The sequence below is a fragment of the Phenylobacterium sp. genome, assembly GCF_030651755.1.
GTDB lineage: Bacteria > Pseudomonadota > Alphaproteobacteria > Caulobacterales > Caulobacteraceae > Phenylobacterium.
Genome location: NZ_JAUSBZ010000017.1, coordinates 1 through 12,510 on the forward strand (window position 1 = coordinate 1; position 12,510 = coordinate 12,510).

7 protein-coding genes, 1 pseudogene and 1 riboswitch are annotated in these 12,510 nt (G+C 69.9%); of the genes and pseudogenes, 5 read left to right on the forward strand and 3 right to left on the reverse strand.

Going from position 1 to position 12,510, the window contains the following annotated elements; genetic code table 11:
* Both Q7V15_RS01435 and Q7V15_RS01440 read right to left on the reverse strand, forming a co-directional pair.
* Positions 1-647, reverse strand: a pseudogene (locus Q7V15_RS01435) (hypothetical protein); the annotation flags it as partial.
* 125 nt (positions 648-772) lie between these two features.
* Positions 773-970 carry a DUF1674 domain-containing protein gene (locus Q7V15_RS01440; protein ID WP_304753227.1) on the reverse strand — a complete coding sequence of 66 codons (198 nt, stop codon included), beginning with the start codon at positions 968-970 and terminating at the stop codon, positions 773-775.
* A 228-nt stretch (positions 971-1,198) separates the two neighbouring features.
* Between Q7V15_RS01440 and Q7V15_RS01445 the strand changes: the two genes are divergently transcribed.
* From Q7V15_RS01445 to purH, 5 genes are all read left to right on the forward strand, one after another.
* Positions 1,199-1,591, forward strand: coding sequence for a hypothetical protein (locus tag Q7V15_RS01445; RefSeq protein ID WP_304753229.1), 393 nt, complete (start codon positions 1,199-1,201; stop codon positions 1,589-1,591).
* A 48-nt stretch (positions 1,592-1,639) separates the two neighbouring features.
* A complete protein-coding gene (locus tag Q7V15_RS01450; RefSeq protein WP_304753232.1) occupies positions 1,640-2,923 on the forward strand; it encodes an RsmB/NOP family class I SAM-dependent RNA methyltransferase in 1,284 nt (427 codons plus the stop codon).
* Positions 2,924-2,998: 75 nt separating this feature from the next.
* A complete protein-coding gene (rpe, locus tag Q7V15_RS01455) occupies positions 2,999-3,661 on the forward strand; it encodes a ribulose-phosphate 3-epimerase (protein WP_304753234.1) in 663 nt (220 codons plus the stop codon).
* 62 nt (positions 3,662-3,723) lie between these two features.
* Positions 3,724-5,412, forward strand: a complete 1,689-nt coding sequence (locus Q7V15_RS01460; RefSeq protein WP_304753236.1) for a heparinase II/III family protein — start codon at positions 3,724-3,726, stop codon at positions 5,410-5,412.
* A 42-nt stretch (positions 5,413-5,454) separates the two neighbouring features.
* Positions 5,455-5,538: riboswitch (ZMP/ZTP riboswitch) on the forward strand.
* A gap of 26 nt (positions 5,539-5,564) precedes the next feature.
* Positions 5,565-7,178, forward strand: a complete 1,614-nt coding sequence (gene purH, locus Q7V15_RS01465; protein WP_304753238.1) for a bifunctional phosphoribosylaminoimidazolecarboxamide formyltransferase/IMP cyclohydrolase — start codon at positions 5,565-5,567, stop codon at positions 7,176-7,178.
* A gap of 68 nt (positions 7,179-7,246) precedes the next feature.
* Here purH and Q7V15_RS01470 read toward each other — a convergent pair whose 3' ends face one another.
* Positions 7,247-12,121 (reverse strand): NAD-glutamate dehydrogenase, encoded by a 4,875-nt coding sequence (locus Q7V15_RS01470; protein ID WP_304753240.1) that lies wholly within the window; start codon positions 12,119-12,121, stop codon positions 7,247-7,249.
* Positions 12,122-12,510 lie beyond the last annotated feature (389 nt).

Below are 12,510 nucleotides of genomic sequence, written 5' to 3' on the forward strand. Positions count from 1 at the left end.
TGGCCGCCGCCCTTGCCGCCATGATGACCGCCGTGATGGCCGCCATGGCCGATCACATAGCCGCCACGCACCGAGACCTGGGCTGACGCCCGGGCCGAGGCTGAGGCCTGGGCCGAGGCGTAGGACGAGCCGCCGCTGTTCACGATCATGTAGCCGCCGCCGCCATAGCCGCCCGAGGGGATCGGGCCGACCCCGCCTGTGTCGGCGAAGAAGCTCATGGGCAGGACCTCCCCATGGGCCGACCCACAGGACGACACGCAGGGCGCGCAGCAGGGACCGTAGACCGGCTGCGGATAGGGTGCTGGGCCATGATAGGGGGGCGCATATTGCCGCGGCCCATAGGCCGGCGGCGGATAGCCGTGATGCGGCGGTTGTGGGTGACCATGCGGCGGGTGGCCAAAGTCCTGCCGATAGGGGCCATATTCCTGGGCGTAGCCGCGGGTCCCGTAGGCGTCGCTCACCGTGGCCTGCTCATACCCATAGGTCTCGCTGTAGCCGGAACTGTGGTGATAGGTCTGGCCGCCATAGCCGCTGGAATAGCCGCCGGCCGCCGCCGGACAGGGATTGTGCGCCGGGCAGGCGGCGGCAACGCCGCCCATCAGCATCGCAAAGGTGAAACCGGCGATCAGGCGGTGGGACCAGGACATCTTACGCTCCAGATACAAAACTTAACGGAACGCTAACGCGCCAGGGTGGGCGGGCGCGAGTCCTTGCAAGTCCTGCGCGAGCTTGACCAGAGGGCTTTCCAGGTCAGGTCGAGGGGCCGCCGGCCCTAGAAGTCGACGGCGATCCCCTTGCGCTCCCAGTCGCCGAAGCGCGTGGGCTCCGGCCCCTTGGGGCCGCCCTCCTCGGGGGGCGGCTGCAGGGCGGCCTCGGCGTCGCGGCGGGCCTGGGCCTCTTCGAGGGCGCGGCGGGCGGCGGCCGTCAGGGACTTGCCGGGGGCCGCATTGGGGATCTGATCTTGGGACATCTTTGGGCTCGGTCGTCAGGCGGAAAGGCCGCCGCCAACCTAGTTAGTCACTGAACCGCCCGGGCGACAGGGACGCCGCGCCAGAGGCCGCCAAAAACCAGAGTTGTTCAGGCGGCGCCTGGGGCCTTGTCGCGTTCGTCGAACTTTGGTTTATGCGCCGCCACACGCGCCTGGGGGGCGATACGATGGGCGTGCTCGCCCTAAGCGCGAACGGAGATCTAGACGACGATGACCAGACTGTCGGTCGCCTTTTTTGGGTCGGCGGTGGCCTATGCCCTGATAGGCATGGTGATGGGTGTGTGGATGGGCGCTTCGGGCGACCACACCCTTTCGCCGGTGCACGCCCATATCAACCTGCTCGGCTGGGCGAGCCTCGCCCTGATGGGCGCCTTTTACGGACTGGCCGGAGACCTCGCGCCCCGACGCCTGGCCTGGGTCAATTTCTTCGTCTCCAATGTCGGCAATCTGATCTCGCTGCCGCTGCTGGCGCTGCTGCTGCTGGGCGACCGGAGCGTACTGCCGGTCATGGCGGTGGGGGAGGCCCTGATGGTGGCCGGGATGGGCGTCTTCGCGGTCGCCATCGTGATCGTGGCGCGCAAGGCGCCCTCAACAGCCCTCTGATCACATCAAGGCTTGCCTGAGGGCGGCTGAGCGGGCACCTCGCAGGCGGTGAACGACGACAATGATCTTGGCCTTCCCGCCCGGGGCGCAGCCCTCGACATCCTGACCGCCGCCCTGGCGCGACGCACCGGCCTGGAGGAGGCGATCTCCACGCCGGCCTTCGGCGCGCTATCGCCGAGGGACCGGGCCTTCGCCCGGGCCCTGGCCATGGCCACCCTGCGCCGGCTTGGCCCCATCGACCGGGCGCTGGACGCCAAGCTGGCCAAGTCGCCGCCGGACGGGGTGCGGCAGATCCTGCGGATCGGCGTGGCCCAGGCCTTCCTGTTGGACACCCCGCCCTTCGCCGCGGTGGCCACCAGCGTCGATCTGGCCGCCTCCCGCCGGGACACCGCGCCCTTCAAGGGCCTGGTCAACGCCGTCCTGCGGGGCCTGTTGCGCGAACCGCCGAACCTGGATGTTCCCGAAGCCTTGGCGCCGCCCTGGCTGATGGCCCGTTGGACCCAGGCGTTCGGCCCGGAGACCGCGCTCGAAATCGCCAAGGTGATCGCCCAGGAGCCAGCCACCGATCTCTCTGTTCGCGATTCCGCCACGGCCGAGGCCCTGGCGACTGAACTGGAGGCCGAGATTCTGCCCGGCGGCAGCCTGCGCACCGCCCGCCGGGGCGATCTGGCGACCTGGCCGGGGTTCGAGGCCGGCGCCTGGTGGGTGCAGGACGCCTCGGCCGCCATCCCCGCCCGCCTACTGGAGGCCGGTCCCGACCAGCAGGTGCTTGACCTCTGCGCCGCGCCCGGCGGCAAGACCCTCCAGCTGGCCGCCACCGGCGCCAGCGTGACGGCGCTGGACCGCTCGGCCGGCCGGCTCAAACGCCTGGCCGCCAATCTGGAGCGGATGGGGCTGAAGGCGGCCACTGTCACCGCCAACGCCACGGAATGGAAGGCGCCCGACCTGTTCGACGCCGTCCTGCTGGACGCCCCCTGCTCGGCCACCGGCACCTTCCGCCGCCATCCCGACGTCCTTTGGGCCGCGCGGCCGGCCGACATCGCCAGCCTGGCCGAGACCCAGGCCCGTCTGCTGGACGCCACCGCACCACGGGTCGCCCCCCAGGGTCGGCTGATCTATTGCGTCTGCAGCCTGGAGCCCGAGGAAGGCGAATCGCAGGTCGCGGGGTTTCTGTCTCGCCACCCGAACTTCGTCCTAGAGCCCATCGCCGCCGGAGAGGGCGGCGCGCCGGCCGCCAGCGTGCGCCCGGACGGAACCCTTCGCATCTTGCCCTTCCACAGCCCGGGCGGAACCGACGGCTTCTATGTCGCCCGCTTCCTGCGGCAGAGCTGAGCCCCGGCCGACCTGCGTCATCCCCGCGGCCGGCGGTCCTTGTGGCCGCCCCGCGGCTTGGGTTAAGTCCAGACGATGACGCGCACGCCTCTCATCGCCCCCTCCATCCTGGCCGCTGACTTCGCTCGCCTGGGCGAGGAATGCCGGGCCATTGAAGCCGCCGGCGCCGACTGGGTGCATATCGATGTGATGGACGGCCATTTCGTGCCCAACATCACCATTGGCCCTGATGTGGTGAAGGCGCTGAAGCCCCACGTCTCCATCCCCTTTGACGTGCATCTGATGATCGCGCCGGCTGACCCCTATGTGGAGGCCTTCGCCAAGGCCGGCGCCGACCTGATCAGCGTCCATCCCGAAAGCGGACCGCACCTGAGCCGGACGCTGCAGCTGATCCGCAGCCTGGGCTGCAAGGCCGGCGTGGTGTTCAACCCGTCCACCTCGCCCGCCGTCCTCGAGTCGATCATGGACCAGGTCGACCTGATCCTGGTCATGTCGGTCAATCCAGGCTTCGGCGGGCAGAAGTTCATGACCTCGCAGTTGGCCAAGATCCGCCGCCTGCGAGAGATGATCAACGCCACGGGTCGTGACATCCACCTGGAGGTTGATGGCGGCGTCACGCCAGAGACCGCCCCGCTCTGCCTGGAGGCCGGGGCCAGCGCCCTGGTGGCCGGCACCGCCGTCTTCAAGGGCGGCGCCAGCGCCTACGCCGCCAACATCACCGCCCTTCGGGGCGGGTGAGCGGGGCGCTCGTGGCCGGACAGCCTCCCCCGGCGCCGGCGCGAAGGCGTCTGCCTGGCCAGGTGTCCGCCCTGGCTCTGGCTGTGGGCCTGCGCCGTCAAATCCGCCGGGAGTGGGCGGGCTCTCCCCTGCATCGCTGGATCCTGGCGCGCCCCCGACCCGAAGGCCTCACCGGCGCGCCGCCTGACCCGCGCCCCGGTCGGGCCGAGAACGGCCGGCGCATCCTCCTCGGGGATTTCACCTTCGCCGGGGCCACCCTGCACGCCGGCCCCAAGGGCGACCCCTGGGACCGCCCCAATCCCAGCCGGCGCTTCGCCATCGCCCTGCACCGGTTCGACTGGCTGCGGGACCTGCTGGCGGTCGGCGAGAGCGGGGCGGCCGAAGGCCTGCGCCTGACCCTGACCTGGCGACGCACCTTTGGCCGTTGGAACGGCTTTTCCTGGGACCCCGAGGTGTTGGAGCGCCGGGTGTTCAACCTGGCCTGCGGGGCGCCGGCCATCTGCGCCGGAGCCTCGGACGCCGAGTCCAGCCAGATCGCCCTGGATCTCGCCCGACAGGCCCGCCACCTGCTGGCGGCGATCGATGGTCCCGTGCGCGCTGCCGAGCGGGCCTGCGCCGTGGCGCTGGCCGGCGCTGTCCTGGCCGGCGAGGCCGGCGACCGGCTGGTCGCCAAGGCCCTGGAGCGCCTGGTCAGGGCCCTGGCCGACACTGTCGAGGCCGATGGGGGTCACGCGTCCCGCTCCCCCCAAGCGGCGCTGCAACTGCTCCTGGACCTCCAGACCCTGGACGAGGCCTTGGTTCAGCGCGGGATCGCCCCGCCGGACGAGATGATGCGGGCCATCGACCGGCTCGTGGGGGCGGTGCGATTCTTCACCCTGGCCGATGGGGCCTTGCCGGTCTTCCAAGGGGGCGAGGCCCTGCGGCCGGCCCTGGTGGCCGCCGCCCGGGCCAGCGAGAACGACGCCGGCCGCACCCTGCCGACCTCCCGCAACGGCTATCAGCGCCTGGAGAGCCGCAGCCTGCAACTGGTCGCTGACGCCGCGCCGCCGGCGAGCGGCCCGTGGAGCGTCAGCGCCTGCGCCCAGCCCCTGGCCCTGGAAGTGCTGATTAGCGGTCGCCGGGCGATCACCAACTGCGGCTGGTCCCCCGACGCGGTAGGTCCCGAGGCCCTGCGTCTGGCCGATGCGGCCTCCACCGCCTCCCTCGGAGACCTGCCCTGCGGCGAACCGGTTCGCGGCCTGCAGGCACGGGCGCTGGGGCCTCGGCTGATCGGCGCCGACGCCGCCGTGGCGGCCCGCCGCCAGCAGGCCGACGGGGCGCTGTGGCTGGAAATGTCCCACGATGGGTGGGTCCGGCGGTTCGGCTTGCGCCACGAGCGACGGCTCTATCTGGACCTGGCCACCGACGAACTTCGCGGCGAGGACCGGTTCACGCCAGTGTCCGACGCGGCTCCGGGGGAGGATCCCCGGCGGTTCATCCCCTTCTCCGTTCGTTTCCACATCCACCCCGACGCCCGCGCCTCCTTGGCGAGGGACGGCAAGAGCGTCCTGATCAAGGCCGACGGAGAAGAGACCGGCTGGTGGCTGCGCAATGACGCCATGGAGGTGGCCATCGAGGCCTCGGTCTTCTTCCAGGAAGGCCAGGCCCGGCGGACCAGTCAGGTGGTGCTCCGCGGTCAGGTCCGGCAGGAGGCCGGCGCCCGTCTGCGCTGGAAGCTGGCGGCCGCCGAACCCTGGCCGCCCCCGCGGTGAGGCGGCGCATTGACTCCGATGATCGGGCGGCGCTACGAGCCCCCTGTCCTGCGTGACTGGCGAAAATCGAGGTGGGTGACCACCGGGGAGCCAGGACCTCATACGCCGCTCGCCTGGGCACGCCTCGTCACCTTTCCCGCCAGGAGACCGCCGTGCCCGCCGCCCCCGACTTCCCCGCCGCCCCCGACGCCGTCAAACCTGTCCGCGCCCTCTTGTCGGTCTCCGACAAGACCGGCCTGGTGGAGGCCGCCCGGGCGCTCTCGGACATGGGGGTGGAGTTGGTCTCCACCGGCGGCACCAAGGCGGCCATCGCCGCGGCCGGTCTGCCGGTGAAGGACGTCGCCGACCTCACCGGATTCCCGGAAATGATGGACGGCCGGGTCAAGACCCTGCACCCGGTGGTGCATGGGGGCCTGCTGGGGGTTCGGGACGCTGATCACCACGCCCAGGCCATGGCCGAGCACGGCATCGGCCCGATCGATATCGTCTATGTGACCCTCTATCCCTTCGAGCAGACCGTGGCCGGGGGCGGCGATTTCGCGTCCTGCGTCGAGAACATCGACATCGGCGGGCCGGCCATGATCCGGTCGGGCGCCAAGAACCACGGATACGTCGCCGTCTGCACCGAGCGCGCCGACCTGGAAGAGGTGATCGAGGCCCTCAAGGCCGAGGGGTCCACGTCTCTAGCCCTGCGCAAGCGTCTGGCCGCCCGCGCCTATGCCCGCACCGCAGCCTATGACGCGGCCATCTCCCAGTGGTTCGCCGCGGAGCTGGAAGAGCAGGCGCCGCGCCGCCGGGCCTTCGCCGGCGAGCTGGTCCAGACCATGCGCTATGGGGAAAACCCGCACCAGGCCGCGGCCTTCTATTCTGACGGCTCGAACCGTCCAGGGGTGGCCAGCGCCACCCAGCTGCAGGGCAAGGCCCTGTCCTACAACAACATCGCCGACACCGATGCGGCCATCGAATTGGCAGCCGAGTTCGACCCCGCCGCCAGCGCGGCGGTGACCATCATCAAGCACGCCAACCCCTGCGGCGTGGCGCTCGGCGCTGACCTGGCCGAGGCCTATCACCGCGCCCTGCAGTGCGATCCAGTCTCGGCCTTCGGCGGCATCGTGGCGGTCAACCGCCGGCTGGACGCGGCCGCAGCCCGGGAAATCGTCAAGGTCTTCACCGAGGTGGTGGTGGCCCCTGAGGCGGACGATGAAGCCATCGCCATCTTCAAGAAGAAGAAGGACCTGCGCCTGCTGATCACCGGCGGCCTGCCCGATCCCAGGGCCGCCGGGCTCACCTGGCGGCAGGTGGCCGGAGGCTTCCTGGTGCAGGGCCGGGACAACGCCCACATCACCGCCGCCGACCTGAAGATCGTGACCAAGCGCCAGCCGACGGAGGCGGAGCTGCGCGACATGCTGTTCGCCTTCACCGTGGCCAAGCATGTGAAGTCCAACGCCATCGTCTATGCCCGCGATGGCCAGACCGCTGGCATCGGGGCGGGCCAGATGAACCGCAAGGACTCCGCTCGGATCGCCGCCCTCCGCGCGGCTGAGGCTGCGGAGACCGCCGGCCTGCCGGAGTCGCTCGCCAAGGGTTCGGCCTGCGCCTCGGACGCCTTCTTCCCGTTCGCCGACGGCCTGATCCAGGCCGCCGAGGCCGGGGCGACCGCGGTGATCCAGCCGGGCGGCTCGATTCGCGACGAAGAGGTGATCGCCGCGGCCGATGCGGCCGGCCTGGCCATGGCCTTCACCGGCGTGCGGGTCTTCCGGCACTAGGCCACTCTAAGTCTTGAGGGCGTTTCTTCCGATAACCGGATCCCCTTATCGGAACGCGCTTTGGCCGCTCAGCCCCCTGCTCGGACCGCCAGTTCGCGCAGGGCGCCGTGGGCGATGGTCAGCTTGGCGAAGGTCCAGCCTCCTGGCGCGGCCTCGATCTCTCCCATGGTGCGACCTGCGGCGGCCACAGTCTCGTCGTGGATTTTCGCCCAGACCTTGATCGCGGTCTCGGCGGCCTGGGAGTCTGCGCCGGCTCCGGCTCCACGGGCCTTGGCCATCACCGCCTTGGCCACGATGGTCTGTTCGCCCAGCAGGTCCTCCACCAACCTTCGAACGGCGGTCCGTTCGAAGATGTCCCCGGCCGAGTGGCTTCCGGCGGCGGCCCGCAGCCGGTCAAAGCCAAACATCTCGCCCACCTTGTGATGCAGCCGGGCGACGTTCTCCACTGGCCAGCTTGAAACCTCAGCCAGGTCGGCGAGGTCGGCGGCCACGGTCAGGGGCTGCAGCTCGACCACGGCCTTGGCCATGTCTGCGGGGGCGCCGGCGGCGGTCAGCCGGTCGGCCAGAGCCTCCAGATCAGCGCGCTCCACCGGGGTCAGCACCTCCGGCGCCAGGGCCTTCAGCGCCCGGGCGGGCTTGGCGTAGCGATCGATCAAGGCGCTGACCCCCTCGCCCTGGCGGAAGGCGCGGCGGGCGAACCAGAAGGTCAGGCCGCGCAACTGACGGGCCACCTGGCGCAACAGCAGCAACTGGGCGTGCGCGGGGACCTGATGGTCCAACGCCTCGATAGACTCCCAGAGGGGCGCCACGCCCAGCACCGCGCGGGCGGCCTCATAGCCCACGAAGAAGGCCCGGGCGTCGCAGCCGGCCGCAGCCATCAGGCGGCTGGGGAAACTGGGGCCACAGCGGTTGACCACGTCATTGGCCACCACCGTGGCGATGATCTCCCGGCGCAGCCGGTGGCGACGCATTTCGGGCGCGTAGCGCATCAGGGGCGCGGGGAAATAGCCCTCCAGCACCTGTTCGAACCAGGGGTCGTCTGGAACCTCGGTTTCGACCATTTCGCGGAACAATTGGATCTTGCCATAGGCCATCAACACCGCCAGTTCGGGTCGGCTAAGGCCCAGCCCGGCGTCGGCCCGCTCAGTGAGGGCCAGGGCGTCGGGCAGCCCCTCCACGGCCCGGTCCAGGCGGCCCATGGACTCCAGGCGCGTCATGAAGCGGGCGTGGGGCTCCAGTTCGCCGACGGCGTCCAGCTCCAGCAGCGACAGCGCCTGATTCTGATCGTAGTTGTGCTCCAGCACATGGGCGGCCACGTCGTCGATCATCGAGCGCAGCAGCATGTCGCGATCAGGCCGGGTGAGGTCGCCGGCCCGCTCGACCATGCCGGTGAGGATCTTGATATTGACCTCATGGTCGGAGGAATCGACTCCGGCCGAATTGTCGATGGCGTCACTGTTCACTCGACCACCGGATTCGGCGAAGGCGATCCGGGCGGCCTGGGTCAGACCCAGATTGGCGCCCTCGCCCACCACCCGCACGCGCAGGTCCTGGGCGTTGATCCGCAGGGCGTCATTGGCCTTGTCGCCGACATCGGCATGGCTCTCGGCCGCGGCCTTCACATAGGTGCCGATGCCGCCGAGATAGAGCAGCTCGGCTTTCGCTTTCAGGATGGCGCTGATCAGCTCAATGGGGGTCAGGCTCTCGGCGTGGACATCCAGGAGGCTGCGAACCTCGGGGCTGAGCGGGATCGATTTCTGGCTGCGGGGGAAGACCCCGCCGCCCGCTGAGATTTTCTCCCGGTCATAGTCGTCCCAGGACGAGCGCGGCAGGGCGAACATGCGCTCGCGCTCGACAAAGCTGGCCTCGGGATCGGGATTGGGATCGAGGAAGATATGGCGGTGGTCGAAGGCCGCCTGCAGACGGATCTGCCGCGACAGCAGCATGCCATTGCCGAACACGTCCCCGGACATGTCCCCGACGCCGATGACGGTGAAGGGCTCGGCCTGGATGTCCTTGCCCAGCTCCCGGAAGTGGCGCTTGACCGCCTCCCAGGCCCCCCGGGCGGTGATGCCCATCTCCTTGTGGTCGTAGCCCGCCGAACCGCCCGAGGCGAAGGCGTCGCCGAGCCAGAAACCATAGGACTCGGCCAGTTCATTGGCGATGTCCGAGAAGGTGGCCGTACCCTTGTCCGCGGCGACCACCAGATAGGGGTCCTCCCCGTCATGGGCCACCACGCCCTTGGGGGCGATCACCTGGCCTTCGGGGGTCAGGTTGTCGGTGATGTCCAGCAGGCCGCGCAGGAAGGTCTTGTAGGCCTCGATCCCGGCCGCGCGGACCGCATCGGGACTCCCACCGACGGGAAGGGCCTTGGGATAGAAGCCGCCCTTGGCGCCCACCGGCACGATGACGGCGTTCTTCACCTGCTGGGCCTTGGCCAGGCCGAGCACCTCTGTGCGGAAATCATCCCGGCGGTCGGACCAGCGCAGACCGCCCCGGGCCACGGGGCCAAAGCGCAGGTGGACGCCCTCGACCGTGGTCGACCAGACATAGATCTCGCGATACGGCTTGGGGGCCGGCAGATCGGCCAGATCCTCGCTGGCCACCTTGAAGCTGATGAAGGGTGCCGGCCGGCCGTCGTCCCCGGTCTGGTAATAATTGGTGCGGAGGATCGACTGGACCAGCAGGGCGATGCGGCGCAGCACCCGGTCGTCGTCCAGACTCTCGACCAATTGCAGGGCCTCGGTGATCTCGTCCATCACTGCGGCCGCCTGGGCCTGCCGTTCGCCAAGGTCGGCGCGGACGGCGGGGTCAAAGCGCGTGCGGAACAGGTCCAGGATCAGGCGGGTGACTCCGGGCCGGCGGCTCAGCGCCTCTTCCTGCAGGCGCTGGGACGGATCCAGGCCCGTCTGCTGGCGATAGCGGGCCAGCGCCCGGACCAGGGCGGCCTCCCGCCAGCTGATGGATAGCTCCAGCACCAGACGGTTGAAGCCGTCATTCTCCGTCTGGCCGGTCCAGACGGCGACGAAGGCCTGCTCGAAACAGGCCTTGACGTCCTCGAACACCAGATCAGCGCCCCGGGGATCATCGAGCTCGAACTCGTGGACCCAGACCGGCCCGGCGCCGACCCGGCGAACCGGATAGCCGGCCTCGGCCATGGCCTTGAGGCCCATGCTCTCCAGGATCGGCAAGACGTCGGCCAGGGGGGCCGGATCCATGGGACGATAGAGCTTGAAGCGGAAGTTTCGGGTGGTGTCTCCGTCGCGGCGGAAGGCCCGCACCCGCACCACCTCATCGGCCGACAGGTCGTCGATCACCGCCACATCGGCCAGGGCCTCGGCGGCGTCATAGCGATCACGATAGCCGGCCGGAAACGCCCCATAGTAGCGTCCCAGCAGGTCGCCCGTGACCTGCGCCGGGCGGTCCAGATCGCGCACGGCGGCCTCGAAACGATCCTCCCATGTGCGCGCCGCCTCGGTGATCTCAGCCTCAACGGCGGCCAGGTCCGGCTCGCGCTTCTGGCCGGCGGTGAAGCCGATGATGAAATGCACCCGCGCCAGGGGGGAGTCCGAGAAGCTCGGATAATAGGCCGAGACCCGGCCCCCATAGGCCTGAGCCAGAAGTTGGCCGGCCCTGATCCGCAGGTCGGAATCGTAGCGCTCCCGCGGCACGAACAGCAGGATCGAGCAGAACCGGTCGAAGGGGTCGCGGCGCTCGAACAGGCGCACCCGGGGCCGGTCGTGGAGATGCAGGACACCGAGCGCATTGGTCAGCAGCTCGTCCTCGGTCATCTGGAAGAGTTCGTCGCGGGGATAGTTCTCGACGATGTTCTTCAGCCGCTTGGCGTTGTGGCTGCCCGGCGCCTTGGCGGCCCGGGACAGGGCCCCGGCCGCCTTGGCCCGCACCAGGGGGACCGCGGCCACCGCCTGATCATAGGCCTCGGCGGTGAACAGGCCGACAAACCGCACCTCGCCTGAGGGGCGGCCATCCGGGCCGTACCGGCGCACCCCCACATAGTCCATATAGCCGCGCCGGTGGACCCGGGAGCGCATATTGGCCTTGGCGACGGTGACCGCCGAGTCATCCTCCAGCCGCCTCGCCAGCTGGGCGGTGAGCACGGCCGGCTCGTTGGTCCGCCGCAGGACCCGTTGCTGCGGGTCGCGCAGGACGCCCAGCCCATCCTGCGGCTGAAAGAGCGGCTCCTCAGAGGCGTAGTCGCCACCCTCGGCGCGGGGGTATTCGTAGATCCGCGCGCCGAGAAACACGAAGTGCTCAGTGTGCAGCCAGCGGAGGAAGGCCAGTTCCTCTTCCCGCTGCGGCGTGTGCGGCGCAAGGGCCTCCAGTTCGGAGACGGTTCGCCCCATCAGGTCGAGCATGGCGGGGAAATCAGCCACGGCGGCGCGGGCGTCCGACAGGGCCGCGCGCAGCCCGCTCAGCAGCGCCTCCTCGCGATCAGGACCGATGCGATCGACGAAGACCTGGATCATCGACTCCCGACGGAGCGTCCCTTGCGCATTGCGCAGGCCCTTCTCGTCCCGAGGCGCCTGGACCACCGGATGGAACATCGCCCGGACCTGGAAGCCCTGCTCGGCGATCTCCCCCATGACGCTGTCCACCAGGAAGGGGGCGTCCTCCTGGACGATCTCCACCCGATCCAGGTCGGCGAGGGGCGCGGCGTCCGAGCCGCGGACGGCGCGGGCCACCCTTATGATCGGCGACAGGCCGCGGCGTTTGTCGGCGAACCGCCAGAACTCGGCCAGATTGGCGGCCAGGTCATCCAGGTCGAATTCCGGCAGCTCGGACGGGACCACGTCCTCGGCCGCCTGGGTCGCAAAGGCCTGCAAGGCGTGGTCTTCGGCGAGGCCCGGCCCCAGGCGGGCCAGCAGCTTGTCGGCCAGGACACGGCCCAGCTCTTCCGGTGTCGGGGTGGGGGACGTGCTCATGCCAGGCTCCAATTCAGCAGAACGCCGCCGGAGGAGAGAGTCCGGCGGCGCCTGGTTCCGACGGGGGGGTCCGTCGAAACCCTGGGGGCTCGCCGTATCGGCGTCCCATGCGGGGCGATACGACGAAGCCGGGGGCGGGCGACCCCCGACAGGACTTCAGATAGGTGCTCAAGCGTCAAAGGGAAGACCCGTCATCCACACATCCCGCAGCTCCGAGGTCGGGGCCGATCATCGCGAACCGCCTGGGCGGCCGGAGAAGATACGGGAAAAGCCTGCTGATTCTCTGAGACTGTCCTTTGCCCCGTCGTCGCCGTCAACGGGTCTGCAAATCGGCGCCGCCTTGCCAGCCGGGTTCGGCATTTTCATGCCTGAAACTCTGGAAACCCGGG

What these genes read in the sequence shown, in the direction of transcription:
- Q7V15_RS01440 (WP_304753227.1), bottom strand. Translation starts at nt 970, where the DNA reads ATGTCCCAAGATCAGATCCCCAATGCGGCCCCCGGCAAGTCCCTGACG.
- Q7V15_RS01445 (WP_304753229.1), top strand. Translation starts at nt 1,199, where the DNA reads ATGACCAGACTGTCGGTCGCCTTTTTTGGGTCGGCGGTGGCCTATGCC.
- rpe (WP_304753234.1), top strand. Translation starts at nt 2,999, where the DNA reads ATGACGCGCACGCCTCTCATCGCCCCCTCCATCCTGGCCGCTGACTTC.
- Q7V15_RS01470 (WP_304753240.1), bottom strand. Translation starts at nt 12,121, where the DNA reads ATGAGCACGTCCCCCACCCCGACACCGGAAGAGCTGGGCCGTGTCCTG.